This is a genomic window from Ruegeria sp. BF7, from assembly GCF_056538605.1.
Genome location: NZ_JBQFTM010000004.1, coordinates 80,205 through 96,039, shown reverse-complemented (window position 1 = coordinate 96,039; position 15,835 = coordinate 80,205). Strand labels below are relative to the sequence as shown.

14 protein-coding genes and 1 pseudogene are annotated in these 15,835 nt (G+C 57.6%); 8 read left to right on the top strand and 7 right to left on the bottom strand.

All coding sequences use genetic code 11. From position 1 onward, the window contains the following. The first annotated feature begins 28 nt into the window (after positions 1–28). From ACR0IK_RS11195 to ACR0IK_RS11175, 5 genes are all read left to right on the top strand, one after another. Entirely contained in the window at positions 29–1,555 is a 1,527-nt protein-coding gene (locus ACR0IK_RS11195) for a sugar ABC transporter ATP-binding protein (RefSeq protein WP_480641546.1), read from the top strand. Continuing rightward, complete coding sequence (locus ACR0IK_RS11190) at positions 1,552–2,559, top strand: ABC transporter permease (protein ID WP_480641545.1); 1,008 nt, start codon at positions 1,552–1,554, stop codon at positions 2,557–2,559. Before ACR0IK_RS11195 ends, ACR0IK_RS11190 begins: the two co-directional genes overlap by 4 nt. 36 nt (positions 2,560–2,595) lie before the next feature. After that, positions 2,596–3,540: a substrate-binding domain-containing protein gene (locus ACR0IK_RS11185; RefSeq protein WP_480641544.1), complete on the top strand. Its 945-nt coding sequence runs from the start codon at positions 2,596–2,598 to the stop codon at positions 3,538–3,540. 192 nt (positions 3,541–3,732) lie between these two features. Beyond that, on the top strand, positions 3,733–4,377 hold the full coding sequence (locus tag ACR0IK_RS11180; protein WP_480641543.1) for a GNAT family N-acetyltransferase: 645 nt from the start codon (positions 3,733–3,735) through the stop codon (positions 4,375–4,377). Between the two features lie 92 nt (positions 4,378–4,469). After that, positions 4,470–6,239 carry an adenylate/guanylate cyclase domain-containing protein gene (locus ACR0IK_RS11175; RefSeq protein ID WP_480641542.1) on the top strand — a complete coding sequence of 590 codons (1,770 nt, stop codon included), beginning with the start codon at positions 4,470–4,472 and terminating at the stop codon, positions 6,237–6,239. Between the two features lie 70 nt (positions 6,240–6,309). Here the strand turns inward: ACR0IK_RS11175 and ACR0IK_RS11170 are convergent, their stop codons facing one another. The 4 genes from ACR0IK_RS11170 to ACR0IK_RS11155 all read right to left on the bottom strand — a co-directional run bounded on the left by ACR0IK_RS11170 (position 6,310) and on the right by ACR0IK_RS11155 (position 10,881). Continuing rightward, positions 6,310–6,885 carry a hypothetical protein gene (locus tag ACR0IK_RS11170; protein WP_480594883.1) on the bottom strand — a complete coding sequence of 192 codons (576 nt, stop codon included), beginning with the start codon at positions 6,883–6,885 and terminating at the stop codon, positions 6,310–6,312. A 147-nt stretch (positions 6,886–7,032) separates the two neighbouring features. Beyond that, positions 7,033–8,325 carry a gluzincin family metallopeptidase gene (locus ACR0IK_RS11165; protein ID WP_480594880.1) on the bottom strand — a complete coding sequence of 431 codons (1,293 nt, stop codon included), beginning with the start codon at positions 8,323–8,325 and terminating at the stop codon, positions 7,033–7,035. Positions 8,326–8,368: 43 nt separating this feature from the next. Then, the gene (locus ACR0IK_RS11160) at positions 8,369–9,679 is read right to left on the bottom strand and encodes a TfuA-like protein (RefSeq protein WP_480641541.1); all 1,311 of its coding nucleotides are present in this window, start codon (positions 9,677–9,679) and stop codon (positions 8,369–8,371) included. Then, complete coding sequence (locus ACR0IK_RS11155) at positions 9,676–10,881, bottom strand: YcaO-like family protein (protein WP_480641540.1); 1,206 nt, start codon at positions 10,879–10,881, stop codon at positions 9,676–9,678. Before ACR0IK_RS11155 ends, ACR0IK_RS11160 begins: the two co-directional genes overlap by 4 nt. A 453-nt stretch (positions 10,882–11,334) precedes the next feature. Here ACR0IK_RS11155 and ACR0IK_RS11150 point away from each other — a divergent pair, with 453 nt between their 5' ends. Next, complete coding sequence (locus tag ACR0IK_RS11150; protein ID WP_480641539.1) at positions 11,335–11,502, top strand: hypothetical protein; 168 nt, start codon at positions 11,335–11,337, stop codon at positions 11,500–11,502. A 649-nt stretch (positions 11,503–12,151) separates the two neighbouring features. Here the strand turns inward: ACR0IK_RS11150 and ACR0IK_RS11145 are convergent. The 3 genes and pseudogenes from ACR0IK_RS11145 to ACR0IK_RS11135 form a co-directional block, all read right to left on the bottom strand. Next, complete coding sequence (locus ACR0IK_RS11145) at positions 12,152–12,454, bottom strand: zinc-binding dehydrogenase (RefSeq protein WP_480641538.1); 303 nt, start codon at positions 12,452–12,454, stop codon at positions 12,152–12,154. Positions 12,455–12,474: 20 nt separating this feature from the next. Next, positions 12,475–12,702, bottom strand: a pseudogene (locus tag ACR0IK_RS11140) (zinc-binding dehydrogenase); the annotation flags it as partial. Positions 12,703–12,897: 195 nt separating this feature from the next. After that, a complete protein-coding gene (locus ACR0IK_RS11135) occupies positions 12,898–13,191 on the bottom strand; it encodes an alcohol dehydrogenase catalytic domain-containing protein (RefSeq protein WP_480641537.1) in 294 nt (97 codons plus the stop codon). A 178-nt stretch (positions 13,192–13,369) separates the two neighbouring features. Between ACR0IK_RS11135 and ACR0IK_RS11130 the strand changes: the two genes are divergently transcribed. Continuing rightward, positions 13,370–14,287 carry a LysR substrate-binding domain-containing protein gene (locus tag ACR0IK_RS11130; RefSeq protein ID WP_480641536.1) on the top strand — a complete coding sequence of 306 codons (918 nt, stop codon included), beginning with the start codon at positions 13,370–13,372 and terminating at the stop codon, positions 14,285–14,287. A 108-nt stretch (positions 14,288–14,395) separates the two neighbouring features. Then, positions 14,396–15,490, top strand: a complete 1,095-nt coding sequence (locus ACR0IK_RS11125) for a mandelate racemase/muconate lactonizing enzyme family protein (protein ID WP_480641535.1) — start codon at positions 14,396–14,398, stop codon at positions 15,488–15,490. Positions 15,491–15,835 lie beyond the last annotated feature (345 nt).

The window sequence follows — 15,835 nt, the reverse complement described above, 5'->3', positions numbered from 1 at the left end:
TTGGGGAGAGGGCGATATGGGAGGAGAAATGACAAAACTGGTCGACATGACGGGGATCGACAAGCATTTCCCCGGAGTGCACGCGCTGAAATCCGTGCAGTTCGATCTGTTCCCGGGCGAGGTTCACGCGCTGATGGGTGAGAACGGGGCCGGAAAAAGCACACTGATGAAGATTCTGTCAGGCATCTACCAGCGCGATGGCGGTGATCTGGTGATCGAAGGCAAATCAGTCAGCCCGACCACCACGCGCGAGGCGCAGGATCTGGGGATCGGCATCATCCATCAGGAACTGAGCCTTATGAATGACCTGACGGTGGCGCAGAACATCTTTATCGGACGCGAGCCGCGCAAGAGTTTCGGCCGTCTGGACGAGGCCGCGCTGAACGCGCAAACCTCCGAAATTTTTGCGTCGATGAACCTGTCGCTGGAACCGAGAACACTGGTTGGTAGCCTGACCATTGCGAAACAGCAGATGGTCGAAATCGCAAAGGCGTTGTCTTATCGGTCTAAGGTTCTGGTCATGGACGAACCAACAGCGGCACTGAACGATGCTGAGATTGCCGAACTGTTTGTCATCATCCGCCGCCTCAAGGCCGAAGGCGTGGGCATTGTCTACATCAGCCACAAGATGGACGAACTGAAGCAGATCGCCGACCGCGTCACCGTCATGCGTGACGGTGAATATGTTGGCACCGTGGACGCGGCGGACACACCTATCAGCCGGATCATCGCGATGATGGTGGGGCGTGAGGTGAATGAGAAACCACTGGACGTTCCGGATCTGGGCGCTGCCGAAGTGTCGCTGCAGGTTTCCGGCCTGACACGGGGAAAGGACATTCACGACGTCAGCTTTTCGGTTCAGAAAGGTGAAATACTGGGTTTTGCCGGGTTGATGGGAGCAGGGCGCACCGAAGTGGCCCGCGCCATTTTCGGGGCCGACCCCAAAGACAGCGGGGAGGTTCGGGTGCATGGGAACCCCGTGTCGATCAAGTCTCCCAAGGATGCGGTGAACGCGGGGATCGGGTATCTGTCGGAAGACCGCAAGCACTTCGGTCTGGCAACGGGCATGAACGTGCGGGACAATATCGCTCTGGCCTCGATGGACCTGTTCACCGCGACGGGTGGGGTTCTGAAAGACGGTGAAATCAGCTCCGCGGCCAAAAGTTACATCAATCAGTTGGGTATACGTACTCCCTCGGACGTGCAGGAGGTACGGTTATTGTCTGGCGGCAATCAGCAGAAGGTCGTCATCGCCAAATGGCTGCTGCGCGACTGCGATATCCTGATCTTTGACGAGCCCACCCGTGGCATCGACGTGGGCGCAAAATCCGAGATCTACAAGCTTCTCGAAGAACTGGCCGGGCAGGGCAAGACGATCATCGTGATTTCATCGGAACTGCCCGAGATCATGCGCCTCAGCCACCGCATCGCCGTGATGTGCGAAGGCCGACTGACCGGCATTCTGCCCGGCGGGAAAGACACCACACAGGAAGACATCATGCATCTGGCAACCCAACGCAAGGCGGCGATGCAGGTAACAGGGACAGTCCTATGACCACAGCCACGGATATCGACAAGAAAAAGCCGCTTGCGGGTCTGTCGGAGAGCGGCGCCTATCAAAAGCTGCTGGCGTTTGCCAGTTTGATTGCCCTGCTGATCGGGTTCTCGATCGCGTCGCCGAATTTCATGCAAACCTCGAACATGATCGCCATTCTGCAGGCCACCTCGGTCAACGGGGTGCTGGCCGTGGCGGCGACTTTAATCATCATCACTGGCGGGATTGATCTGTCGCTGGGCACGCTGATGACGTTCTGTGCGGTGATCGCGGGGGTGGTGCTGACTTATATGGGGATGCCGTTGCTGCTGGGTGTTGCGGCGGCCATTGGGGCAGGTGCACTGTGCGGTCTGTGCTCTGGTACGTTTGTGGCCAAGATGAAAATCCCGCCCTTCATCGCCACGCTGGGCATGATGCTGATCCTCAAGGGCCTTTCGCTGGTAATTTCGGGCACGCGCCCGATCTATTTCAACGACACTCCGGGTTTCGACCAGATCTCGCGCGGGTCCCTGGTCGGAGAGGTTTTCCCAGCGCTACCCATCCCCAACGGCGTGCTGATCCTGTTCCTCGTGGCCATCGCGGCCTCGTATATTCTGGGCCGCACGGTTCTGGGGCGCTACACCTTTGCGCTGGGATCGAACGAAGAGGCGGTGCGCCTGTCCGGAGTGAACACCGACATGTGGAAAATGCGCATCTACGCGCTGGCCGGAGCAATCTGCGGTATCGCCGGTATCCTAATAGCGTCACGCCTGAACTCGGCGCAGCCCGCGCTGGGTCTGGGTTACGAGCTGGAGGCCATCGCGGCCGTGGTGATCGGGGGCACATCCCTGTCCGGTGGGCGCGGCACGATCCTGGGTACGCTGATCGGTGCGCTGATCATGGCAGTACTGACCAATGGGTTGCGCGTTCTGTCTGTGGCGCAGGAATGGCAGACCGTCGTGACCGGCGCGATCATCATTCTGGCCGTTTATGCCGACATGGCACGGCGCAAGAAAATTGGCTGAGCTTACACACAAACGACCAACAAGGAGGAGAGAATTATGTTTACACGTCGTTTTATTCTGGGGGCGCTGAGCGCGGCCACCCTTGCGGCTCCGGCCTCGATGGCTGTGGCCGAGGATGTTTTCATTCCGCTTGTGTCCAAAGGCTTCCAGCACCAGTTCTGGCAGGCGGTGAAATCCGGCGCCGAACAGGCCGCGGACGAATATGGTGTGACCATTACTTTCGAAGGGCCCGACAACGAGACCATGGTCGACCGCCAAATCGACATGCTGGCCGCGGCGTTGGCCAACAATCCCAAGGCAATAGGCTTTGCCGCTTTGGACAGTCAGGCCGCCATCCCGCTGTTGAAACAGGCTGACGAAAAAGGTATCCCGATCATCGCCTTTGACAGTGGCGTCGACAGCGACATCCCGGTCTCGACCGCAACAACAGACAACCTAGCCGCAGCAGGTCTGGCCGCAGACAAGATGGCCGAAATGCTGGGTGGCAAAGGCAAGGTCGCCGTGGTCGCGCATGACCAGACCAGCCGCACCGGCATCGACCGCCGCGACGGGTTCGTAAACCGCATTGCCGAGAAGTACCCGGATATTGAGGTTGTCACCGTTCAATACGGCCAGGGCGACCACCTGAAATCCACCGAGGTCACCAAGGCGATCCTGGCCGCAAACCCGGATTTGAAAGGTATTTTCGGTACCAACGAAGGCTCGGCCATCGGTGTGGTGAACGGCGTGCAGGAACTGGGCACCGAAGGGCTGGTCATTATCGGATATGACAGCGGCAAAGCACAGAAAGACGCGATCAAAAGCGGTCTGATGGCGGGGGCCATTACTCAGAATCCGGTTGGGATTGGCTATGAAACTGTCAAGGCCGCCGTTGCCGCTCTGAATGGCGAGGAAGTGCCGTCGCTCATCGACACTGGCTTCTACTACTATGACGCATCTAACATGGACGACCCGAAGATATCGGCCGTTCTGTACGACTAACGACCACACCACTCACGGCGAACCGGCCCGCCTGTTTCAGGTGGGTCGGTTTCCGTTTGGCTTTGGTCTACCGTACACAGGCCCGTCGGAGCAATTCCGCCGGGGCCGATGTATTCTCGTTTCGTATTTGATGAACAAGTGTGTTAGGGTCCAGAATGTATTTTCTGACTTTAATTAAAGGTAGTTGATCCATTGCCAGACACATCCAACAGCGTATTCAAGCTGCGCCCCCTCGAGAAGGCGGATCTGGAGGTCATCACTCCCTGGTTTCAGGATATCGAGGACCTCGCCCGATTTGACCGCACGTTACGTATTCCATTCAATATGGCACAAACCGAAGAGGTCTGGAACGGCGCGCTGAACCCATTTGGAAGCGACAACAGATGCTGGTTCGCTATCGAATCCAGCAGCGGACAGATTCTTGGAATGGCGGGACTCGAGGGCATTTCCCCAGTCAACCGGGACGCAGTTGTTGCCATGTTCGTCGAAAAATCAGCCAGACGGGTAGGTTTGGCTATCAGGGCGACCGCTCTGGTTGCCGATTTTGCATTCCGCCAGCTTGGCTTGAACCGGCTTACCTCGTACTATCGGGAAGATAACCACATAAGTCGCGACCTCGTGGAAAGACTAGGGTGTCAGGTCGAAGGGACAATGCGGCAAGCTTGGTTCGCGGATGGAACATTCCACGACATGATCGTCGTTGGCATTCTCAGGCAAGATTGGATGGACAGGCGCCCCATCCTAGCAAACGAACTTGACCGGGCGACAGTCGTGACCCTCGGGTCGGACGGGACTTCGGGTTGGTCCTGGCCACCGCAAGTTGATGAGTGTGAGTAACGGGGTGTGATTTCGCTTTCAGAGCGCAAAAGCACATTTTGCTATAAACTGACGATAGGGTTCGAACGCAGCCCCTGAGACGAGTATTGAATGTGAACACCACAAGTCCAAATCCTTCCATCACGCAGAAGCTGGGCGCGATCCTGTTTGCCGACGTCGTCGGGTACTCGCGCTTGATGAGCGAGAATGAGCTGGATACGTATAATGCTTTAAAATCATTGATGTCTCAACTCGAAGAGACTTGCGCTGCGTTTCAGGGCCGGGTGGTCGAGGTGCGCGGGGACGGTATTCTGGCCCTGTTTGACACTGCCACCAGCGCGGTGGAGTTCGGGGTGGAACTGCACCGTATTGCCAGCCAGCACAACCAAGAGCGCACCGATGATCAGCGACTCATGTTCCGCGCCGGCGTCCATCTGGGAGAAATCCTGATCGATGATCGTGGCATCCATGGCGACAACGTCAATATCGCCGCCCGGCTGCAGGAAATCGCGGAACCTGAAAGGGTCTACGTCAGCTCGGCTGTCTATGACCAAGTCTGCAACCGCCTGCGCTATGGGTATGAGTTTCTTGGTCCCAAACAGTTGAAAAACATTCTGTCCCCCGTCTCAACCTACTGCGTGCGCAGTGAGGTGGCCGGGGCGACAATGGCCGGGACGATGCGGCCCGAAATCCTTGGAGACGTGCTGGAGCGCCCCGACACTCCCTCGGTCGCCATTCTGCCTTTCAGCAGCCAGAGCGGGGACGAGTCGGACAGCTGGATCGCCGAGGGGCTGACCGACGACATCATCATGAACCTGTCCAAATTCCGGAATCTGTTCGTGATTGCGCGGAACTCGTCCTTCTTCTTCAAGACGCAGTCGATGCCACCGAAAGAGGCGGCGCAAAAGCTGAATGTGCGCTATGTCGCCCGGGGCAGTGTGCGCCGGTCGGCAAGCCGCATCCGGATTACGGCGGAATTGATAGATGCCACAACCGAACGCACCATTTGGGGCGAGCGGTTTGATCGCAAGATCGACGATATTTTCGATATCCTGGACGAAGTGACCGAGTGCATCGTGGCCGCCACCGCGGTGATGATTGAATCGCACGAAAAGCGGCGCATGATTCAGGCGATCCCGTCTGACCTTGAGGCTTATGGGTCCGTGCTTCAGGGTCAGCACCATATTTTTAAGTATACACGGAACGACAACCGCAAGGCGCAAGACTTCTACCAATCCGCGCTTGACCGGGACGAAGGCTATGCCCGTGCAGCGGCGGCGCTGTCGCGAACACTGAATATCGACTGGCGTTATTCCTGGAGCAAGGATCCCTCTACCGCGCTGGACCAGGCGTTGTCCTTTGCGCAGCGTGCAATCGAACTGGACCCCACCGATGCGCGTGGTTTTGGGGAACTGGGCTATGTCCATCTGTATCGCAAGGAACATGATGCAGCGCTGCAATCCTATCGGCGTGCTCTGGCGCTGAACCCGAATGACGCTGACATGCATTCCGATTTCGCCGATGCGTTGGCACATTATGGTGACAACGAAACGGCAATCACTCATTTGCAGCAGGCAATGCGGTTAAATCCGTACTTCCCGGACCAGTACCTGTGGCATCTGGGTGGGGCGTATTTCAACCTCAAGCGCTATAGGGAAGCCATTGACGCCGTCAACAAGATGAACAATCCCACCGAAGGACAACGCTTGCTGGCCGCCAGCTTCGCACATCTCGATCAGTTGGACATCGCGCGAGATATTGCGGATAGACATCGCAAAGCGCATCCCAATTTCTCATTGAAACGGTGGGAGAATGTACAGCCGGACCGCCTGCCTGAGGACACTCAGCATTTTGTCGAGGGCCTGAAAAAAGCTGGGTTCTGAACGAGAAAGGCTCCTGCTGAGCAGGGCCTTTCGCAAATCTATTCTGCTATCCGCCGGAGTATTACCCGCGTCAGTCTTCCGAGCCCCGCGCACGTGCGCCGCTGACCCTGGCTCCGCTTACGCGCGCACCACTAACCCTGGCTCCGCTCACACGTGCGCCGCTAACCCGCGCACCACTCACGCGGGCGCCGCTGATCGCGGGGCTGTCAAAACCGAAGTAGATGTCCAGCAGCACCTGTTCGAACATACCCGACGTGACATCCATACGCATGGTCTGATCAGCCTTGTCATAGTTCCAGTACATAATGTCGTTGGCCATCTGATAGTCAGCGGCCGCGACACCGCTTTTGGATGGATCGTTGGGCGCCCGAGAGGCAAGATTTCCCGGCAGATTGCCATCCGTGGCGCTTTTTCCTTTGCCATGAACAAGGAAGATCGCGGGTTCGGGAAGGTCGTAATATGTACCTTCATAGGCGAACCCGTAAATCTTGGCGAACCTGGGCTCATCTTCGCCGTCCTTGGCAAACTGCTTGTCCAGTTGTTTGTTATTTCCCTGTCCGCGCTTGTCGGTGACGACGTATTTCATGTCATCAAGGACGCGTCCGAAAATCAACACTTCGGAAAAACTGAGCAAAGTTTCTGGCATAAACTCATCTCCTGATTGCAGGCTTGACGACATGGGACGCCTCGCCCCCCCTAACGAAGACCCGAAAAGTCACGAGTCAAAATGTTCCTAAAAATCACCTTTCGATTGAATGCCACAAAACCATTTAAAAATAAAGGGTTTTAGGCATCAGTCCGGCACCTGCGTGCGGACCGAATTTGAATGACTGCCTTCTTCAGGATCAGGCAGGCGCGGTCCTGCGGTTGTCAATCCGATGTCACGCACACGGAAGTTGCCTTCGATAATATTGCGAAAAGCACCACCGGTGATCTCTTGATCCACGGCCAGCAGGGCCTTTTCCACTCCGAAATAGCTGAGCATATCCGCATCCAGCATTTCCCACGTGTCAGCCAGATATGTGCCCAGATAGTCGCGCGCCTCCAGCAGGGCGATGCGAAAGCCTTCGGGGTTTTCGGCATATCGCTTGTCGAAAACACCCTGCATTACCCGGTTATAGTCAGGCGATCCTTCCAACTGATCCGACAGGTTCTCCTCCTCGGCCGAGATCAGGCCGTGAACCAGCAAACGCTCGTGATAGATATCGACAAAGATATCGAACATCGCACCGGTCAGGGGTTCGGACAGAGCATGCTCGCTGGACCATCCGGCGGCGAATTCCGACAAGGACCGATCATTCGCCGCAAGCCGGATCTGCGCGTTTTCAGACAGTTCGGCAAATCGGCTGAGGCGGTTGAAGGTGTAGAGGTTCCCCCGCGTGTTCTCCAGTAAATCATCCACCACCGAACCGAAATGCAGCGACGCCAACAAAGCCACCAGATCGGCAGCGGATTCATGAAATCCGTAATACTCACCCGAGGCATCGCCATCTGTTGGCATCCCGATCACGCTGTAGATGATGGCATGGCCGATCTCATGCGCGACCACGTCGAAATTCAGGCTATAGGGTCGGTATTCATCCCCGTGCTCATGGGTGCCACCAGTTTCCAGAAAGCCCCAACCGATATGCGCGTTGTCCAGACTAGGCAGAAGCGACAGTTCCAGACGGTCGAAATCACGGGCGAAATGCCACGGGATCGGGCGGTCGAAATAGCCCTGCCAGACATCCATGGTGAAATGAGCCGAACCGAACAGATGTGCGGCTTCAAAAGCGGGGTTGCTGGGATCGATATGGATGAAGTTGCCGAATTCATCCGGCATGGCGGGCGGCTGGATTTGACCGTCCCAAGGCGGCAGATACATGCCCGGCCCATTTGGCCCTGGCACGATCGCGCCGTAAGGGGTGGTTTTCCCCACCGGGTCAACCGTGTACATGCGCGGCCCCGACGGCCCGGGCCCGATACTGCCTTGTGGTGCAGAAATCTCGACCAGCTCCAGTGGAGCGTTGGGCTCCAGAAACGGAGACTGTGGGTACAGCAGAAACCGGGTACCGGGTTCTTCATCAATCTGTTCGGGTAAGTTCACAATACGCCCTCCCGTGCGGTACTCGGTCAAGTCCGGTGACCTCTTATTCTGCGGCTCCGGTGTCGGCACCCCTGTGGCAATACAAAAACTCGGCTTCTATCATCTCATAAAACGCATCCCGCCCGTCCAGACCGAGCGCCACTGCATAAGAGTCAAGGTCATCGGGCACCGGCTGGTCAAGACGAGATTCAAAATACCACAAAAGCACTCGCAACCTGTCCACACCGGACCGGCCCGTCGGAAGAGCCTGTTCCGCCTTGTTGGCAGCCCTGTTCCGCAACTCGGCGTACTGATCCGAGCGGCGCAGCTCCGACAGCATGTGTTCGTCAAGATGGCCCGCCCGTGACGCAGCGGCGGCTTCGATCCGGGCAGCATCCGCCAGCATCGTTTCATAGCCCTCGGGGCTCAGATCATTCGCGGCAATCCACGCCATCAGGTCGGATCTGCGTGACAGGCCGACAGTGGCCCGGTGGGCCTCCATTTGCCGAACCAACTCCGCGCGTTCGGGGGGGCGATCCTGCCTCAAGGCCTCCTCGCGCGATAACAGGGCCAGAATTGCACGCTCCCGCACCTTTGCGTAAAGCTCGGGCTGAAGCCGTAATTCGTCGATCACACTACGGTCGGCGGTACGATTTCCGGAATCAACCCGTGCGCGCAACGCCTTCCACATCAAGGTGGGCTCGGTTCGTGCAATGTCTGACGGGGGCAGGGGGGTTCCGGCCAGATGTTCCGACATACGTATCAGCATGGCAACCGCATCCTTAGCCTTGGCGTCGATGCGACCCTTCGGCAACCAGTCCGCGAATTCGCTAATACCCGGCAGGTTTCCAAGCGTGCCGAGAATGTCCGGCCAGATGCGATGACGGTAGTGCATCGCCTTGGCGCAGCGCAGCACCTCAGAGGCCGTATCCGGCGGCAATACCCCGACGGTCCGGGCCTGTGCCACAGTCGCGCGAATTGACACCATCGGTTCGCTCAGCGGTTGGAAGCCCAGCTCGGCCGGACTGTGCAGAACCGCAACCTCGTCATCATCCTGCAGCGTACCGTCATAGTAATCCTCGTAAATGCGCCCAACACCGATCATTCCGAAATCAGCCAGCTCTGCCGCGCGCAAAGCGCCCATGCTGGCGCTGCCGAAAACCGGAATGCCCTGTTCGATCGCCCACAGGATTTCCTTGTGCCAGACTGAGGGCACGCCTTCGAAAAACCCGTCGATGATACCGATGGCAGCCGGGTTTTCACGCACAACGCGGTATACGTCACCCTGCCGGACGGGGGGCAGGATTGTAGCATCCAAACACTTCAAGACCGCCTCTGGCGCAAGGGTCGGACCGACAAAAATCACCGCAGTCATGTCAGGCCGTCCCTGATGCGCAGCGCCCGGGGACCGGGGATGTAATCCGGTTCGTCATGCGGTGCCTCAAGCCCGGGAATGACGGCCCGGACTACCGCTATATCATATTCCGGCCGCGACAGATCAACCGTCACAACCTGCGCGGCACCAACAGCAGAGAGCCGCTGCAATAACAGGCCCAGATCCTCGTCAAAGGAGTTGGTTACATGAGTCGGACAGTCGCAAAAACTCTGATCCGCCGCGGTACCATCGATCAAATCGCGCACATACTGGCCACGTTCCATTTTGGCCTGATTGGTGAATTCCTCGGGGTCCAGATCATCCCGCGAACCTGAGATATAGGTCAGCCGCGTCTGCGCCGCTTCGGTCAGGGCTCGGAGCAAGGCGATGGCACGATCCGGATGGCATCCATCACCGATGCCAATATGACCGGGTTGCCCACCACCTTCGCAGATCACGCAGCGGAAACTGGCGATGCCTACGTCCGAGGTCGTGTCCCACAGCCCGACCTCCAGCCCTGCGTCGGTAATCATCTTGATGGCTTGGCAACAACGCGGATCATCAACGCTGTCCGGATCAAGACGCGGCGTTCCCTGTTGGTGATGCCACAGGGTTGTGGCATCCCGCTCGATCAGTTCGCATATGGCGTGGCAGCTGGCCTCAGTCAGGTTATTGCCCGAGGCCAGCCCATTGGTGGTGCGGGGAAAGGCGGCCTGACCACCGACCGGCGCGCTGGTATAGTCGGTATCGACCATCTCGAGCGGAACCCAGCACGGTTCATCCCCGGCCAGATCGTGCCCCTGAACCCACAGCATATTCCGATGCGGGTCAAAGTGCCCTCCGGTCACTCGCGGCAGGCCGGTCACGTCGACCACCGCGGTTTCCTCGGCCAATTCGGAATACCTGGCCAGACGTTGCGGTAGCTGAACCCGTTCAGCGTGCCAGGATTCAATCGCTTCCATCACGCCCGAGGCCTCGGCCGCCCGCAACGACAGTCCCTTGCCCAGCGACACCGCAACTGAGCGGGAATTTGGCCGGGCAACCATCACCGTGGGCAATCCGATCCGATCCAGCCCGGTCAGGTTCGCAATTCGGGTGATGCCCATGCTTTTCAGAAACGGCTTGACGATATGCAAGGTCTGCTCGGGGTCGCGCAGCCGATGCGTGTCCAGCACATATTGCTTCTGCGATGCATCGGGCATGTTTCGGACCTTGCTAAAAAAGTGACCGCAATGAAAAATAACCGCGCCGGGCCAGTCTGTTACGCCGCAGGATGCTGGATCGAGCCCTTTCGGTCAACCATTGTGGTGCGCCGTTTGGCTGAAGCCGAGGTGGGATATTTGCCGATACTGCTCTCAGGATTGCAGGACCACATTGAGATGAGGCGGATTGTTTGGCGTGTCCGGCCAACCTTGCGACTCGAGTGCCAAACCTGAGTGGGCCGTATAGGGTGGGTCAGACAAAGCTGAACGATCCATGTGATTCAGGTGCGTTCTGGAATAAGCTTGCAAGACCGGTTCGGTCGAAGAAAGCGCCAATCGACTCCCCGGCACGAATCCAATATCGCCGCAGGCTTTCCTGAAACCCGTTGGTCTGAGATGCGGCAATTATGGTCGAACGGTTTTGTCTCCACCACCGTTCAGATTGAAGTAACAGTGCGGGGAAAACTGCGGACCGTGGCGCTGTTCGAAAGCGCCTCGATCTCCAATCGCAACGACGGATTTGAAATGCGGTATCCGGCCGACACGCGCAAACCTCCACCGAACCTCACATGTCCGTCAGGCCAACGCCGAGTGAATGTCACGCTGATCTTGGAGCATTGAACGACCTCCCAATCTGCATTGTTGCCCATCCTGTCCACCATGCAGCCAGTGGCGCCCGCTTGGCTGCTTGTCGTGTTCTAAGCTCCTTGAACGTGATGTCGACGGCAACTTGAACATATATAATGGCAAGGCCTGCTGAGGCAGACAGTATCTGGCTCGAGGCACTCCGATCTCGGCTGATAGCATTTTTACATAACCTTGATTACACCCAAAGCGACTGAGCGTTCTCAGACCTGTCGGAGTACGAAAATACTGGGACCGAATTATTGAGACTCGCTTCCCATTGAATTCAACACCTTAGGATTTTTGCCCTTTTGGAGTGTTTCGACGGTTCAAGTGCGTCAAGTCGACGTTAAACAGAATGCCAATGAGCCTCTTCGCAATCTGGAAACCGGCGCAGTGTGTCTTACTAGGGCCTGGTTGATCAGCAGAATACCCTGCCCCAGCACTCGGCCTTGAGCAGCAATTGGTCCGGCCCAAGTATCGCTGCGATGCGGCCCGTCGAAACAGCCGTTCGCTGCGGTCCAGAATCGCAAGCCATTTGAACTCACAGTTCGCGGGACTTAGCCGACCTTGGATTTTTGAATTTCGTTGACGCAGCATCTTTTTGCAGGCGCAGCACCCGCTTTGCGGCTTCACAATAGCAGATTCACCTGCCCACTGCTGGCGGTATAAGAACAAGCTTTCCTGTATGTTTCTTGGACAGGAAGTCTTCCTGAGCCATCGCGATATCGGACAACGGATAGGTTTTGGCGACTACTGGGCGGATTTCGCCTCTTTCGATATAGGTCACCAGGTTCTCGAAAACCTCGTCTTCCTGAAAGGTGCATCCGAACAGGGTGAGGTCCTTGAGATAAAGGGGGCGAACGTCAATCTCCGAGATGGGGCCCGCGATGGCACCTGCGGTGGCGTAGCGCCCCCGCGCCGCAACACGTCTGGGAAGCTCGGCCATTGATCGCCCGCCACAAGATCGACGACCACGTCCATCGCAGCGTTGTCCAGTTCCGCAACCAGGTCCGCGTTGCGGTCGATCACGCGGTCAGCACCCAGGGCAAGGACGTCATCCGCCTTGCTGGCTGAAGCCAGCGCGACCACATATGCCCCGCGCCGCTTGGCCGGTTGCACCGCAGCGGATCCGACCCCGCCGGAAGCGCCCGTGATCAGGACCTTTTCCGCGCCCACATGCGCACGGTGCAGCATGTTTTCGGCACTGGAATAGGCGCATGGAATCGAGGCGAGTTCGGTATCGGATCAGTCACAGCTCACCTTGTGGCTCTCGCGGGCCGGGGCCAGGGTAAACTGCGCAAAACCGCCGTCGCATTCTGATCCGATGGTCCAGCATTCATAGGGTCGGTAATCCAAACAGCTGCGCAGCATGTTGCGCACGAGAACGCGCTAGCCGATGCGCGCGCTATCCACACTTTCGCCCGCGGCGACGATCCGGCCACACACATCGGCGCCTTGTATCCGAGGGAATGTCAGCGGTGTGCCGGACCAGCTCGCTTCCTGGTCATCGACCTCGTCAAACCCTTCGGCCCCGCCTGTATTGGTCTCTTCCGTCACTTTTTTGGAGTACCAGCCGATCCGCGTGTTGATATCGGTGTTGTTCACGCCTGCTGCGGTCGTCTGGATCAGCACCTCCCCCGGACCGGGTGTCGGAGTGGGCACATCTTCGCGGTAATACAACATGTCGATGCCGCCATGGCCGACAAGTTACTCGGCGGTCATAGTTGCTGGGGTGGTTTCACTCATGGGATTGGTGTCATCTTCTGGCGGCTGAGCAATGCGTTTCTAACCTCAACGAGTTTACTGACTAGCAAAACCGCCTCAAACGAGGATTATGTCTGCAAAAGACAGAGTTTTCGTCATGCCAAACCTGAAATCCAAACTGCCCAACCTAAATGCTTTACTGTCATTTGAGGCGGCGGGTAGATGGCTCAGCTTTACCCGTGCCGCCGATGAGCTTTGCGTAACGCAAGGCGCTGTCAGCCGTCAGGTGCGGGAGTTGGAGATCTCCCTCGGAGTGACGCTGTTTCGGCGTGGGCATCGCTCTGTGGCGCTGACCGATGACGGGCGGCGCTACCATCATGCGGTGACAGTCGCCCTTGATCATTTGGCAGATGCGACAACCGATCTTGTTTTGCCACCACAGGACCGTCAGGTGACAGTGGCGGCGACAGAGGCCATCTCGATCTATTGGTTGATGCCTCTTTTGCCAGAGTTGAAGGTCCGTTTTCCCGATATCTCGATTCAGGTTCTGGCCTCTGATGCCGATCTATCGACGGCCCAGGATACGTTTGATATTGGTATTCAATTCGGCCATGGGCGTTGGGCTGGCGTGGATAAGACCTTTCTGCGCACGGGCGAAGCGGTTCCTGTCTGCAGCCCGGGGTTTCTGGATGGGCGGGCTCCGTTCGTGGATGCGGCGGACCTGCTTGATCAGCCGCTGCTGCACTTGGGTGACGCGACCATGGATTGGGTCAGCTGGCCTGCGTGGTTCCGTGCAGCAGGTGTGACGCGCGCAATGCCCACCCCTACCATGCGGCTGAATGCCTATACGTTGCTGAACAAGGCGGCTTTTGAAGGGGCCGGGATCGCGCTCGGCCTGAAGCCGCTTTTGGGTGAGCAGTTCGCGCGCGGCTGGCTGACTGTTGCTTGCGACATCCCGATGCAGACCGAGTTCAGCTTTTACCTGATCGTCCCGTCACAACGGCAATTGTCGCCGGATGGGTGCCTCGTCCGGGACTGGATCATCTCGAAATTCAGAGCCCCATCGCCGCTCTGAGCTATGACTAAAACTGAGGCAAAGCCCCTACGAGAAATGCTTTGACCACCGGAAACTATGCGGCGAGCCTGATCTCGGCCCTATCCGTTAAGCGAGGCTCGGTTCTTCATGAAAATCACCCAAATCTCCGTCTATCAGGTCGATGTACCGATAAAACCTGCCACTATTTCCCACGATCGGGTGATGTCCAATTTTGACATCACTCTGGTTCGGATCAAAACCGACGCCGGGATTGAAGGTTGGGGCGACTCTGTCCCCTGGGGCGCGAATTTTGTCCCGGCCTGGGCACGCGGGGTACGCGCAGGCCTCGAGGAACTGGCCCCGCATCTGATCGGCAAGGACCCCCGAATGGTGGGCGCAATCAACGAGGTTATGGATTTTGAGATGACCGGCCAGCCATTTGTCAAAACCGCGCTTGACGTGGCCTGTTGGGATATTTTGGGGCGATCGCTGAATGCACCGCTCTATATGCTTTTGGGAGGAATGCTGACGGAAGCGCCTGAGGTAGTCGGCTCGATACCACCCGATCCGGGGCCGGAGCTGGAAGAAGCGATTGAACGGCATCGTCGCCACGGCACGCAGCAATTGTCGGGCAAGACCAGCGGCGATGTGGCCCATGACATCGAGTATCTGCGCTGGATGAAAGAGCGGATGCGCCCAGGCGAGTCGCTCAAATATGACGGCAACGGCGGCTGGCGCGTGGATGAGGCGATCCGAGTTGCCAAAGCCATGGGTGATATCGATGTTTTTTTCGAACAACCCTGCGCCACCTATGAGGAATGCAAGGAAGTGCGCCGGACCACCGGCGTTCCGCTGATACTAGACGAATCTGCCCTCGACATCGGCGTCGTTCTGCGTGCGAAAGAGGATGGCGTGCTGGATGGGCTGAACCTCAAACTGGCTCGGGTTGGCGGTATCTCCAAGATGCGCCTGATCCGCGATCTGTGCATTGCGCTGCGTGTGCCAATGGAAATCCAAGATAGTTCCTACAGCGAATTGGCTTGCTCGGTCGTCGCGCATATGGCGCATTCCACGCCCAGCCGCGCCATCCGATCCGCGATCAACGCAAAGGGGCTGTTGAAAGAGACGGTTTCAAACGCGGCGGTGGTCGAAAATGGGCGCGTCAGAGTCTCGGATTTGCCGGGCCTTGGCACGACGCCCTTGCTCAATGTGATCGGAGAGCCCATCGCCGTTTATGTTTAGAGCTAATGATGGCCCATTCTTGCGCTAGGCAGCGGCGACTGTGACGCCGCGTTTACAGTAATTCGGTGCCGCGAACACACGAAGCTAGAAATAGCAACGACCGCATAGTGCTCTGGGCTACCGCCCTCCGGCTCCCGAATCCATCAAAGAGATGGACCAAAGGCCGGTCATGCACTAACAATCAAATTGGACCACTCAGGTGGGGCTGATCATTACTATGAAGGTGATCCGACATGACCCGTCGCGACACTCTTGACTGAAACTGATTTGCAGCCAGTGGCCACTGTTATAGTCAGGTTGATTTTCTTAGTTTCGCTACCTTACCCTAGTCTAGGAACTCAATGC

Coding starts and splice junctions, on each gene's coding strand:
- ACR0IK_RS11130 (WP_480641536.1), top strand. CDS start 13,370: ATGCCAAACCTGAAATCCAAACTGCCCAACCTAAATGCTTTACTGTCA.
- ACR0IK_RS11160 (WP_480641541.1), bottom strand. CDS start 9,679: ATGACTGCGGTGATTTTTGTCGGTCCGACCCTTGCGCCAGAGGCGGTC.
- ACR0IK_RS11135 (WP_480641537.1), bottom strand. CDS start 13,191: ATGTTGTATTACCGCGAAGATGTGCCCACTCCGACACCCGGTCCGGGG.
- ACR0IK_RS11155 (WP_480641540.1), bottom strand. CDS start 10,881: ATGCCCGATGCATCGCAGAAGCAATATGTGCTGGACACGCATCGGCTG.
- ACR0IK_RS11145 (WP_480641538.1), bottom strand. CDS start 12,454: ATGGCCGAGCTTCCCAGACGTGTTGCGGCGCGGGGGCGCTACGCCACC.
- ACR0IK_RS11170 (WP_480594883.1), bottom strand. CDS start 6,885: ATGCCAGAAACTTTGCTCAGTTTTTCCGAAGTGTTGATTTTCGGACGC.
- ACR0IK_RS11190 (WP_480641545.1), top strand. CDS start 1,552: ATGACCACAGCCACGGATATCGACAAGAAAAAGCCGCTTGCGGGTCTG.
- ACR0IK_RS11125 (WP_480641535.1), top strand. CDS start 14,396: ATGAAAATCACCCAAATCTCCGTCTATCAGGTCGATGTACCGATAAAA.
- ACR0IK_RS11195 (WP_480641546.1), top strand. CDS start 29: ATGACAAAACTGGTCGACATGACGGGGATCGACAAGCATTTCCCCGGA.
- ACR0IK_RS11185 (WP_480641544.1), top strand. CDS start 2,596: ATGTTTACACGTCGTTTTATTCTGGGGGCGCTGAGCGCGGCCACCCTT.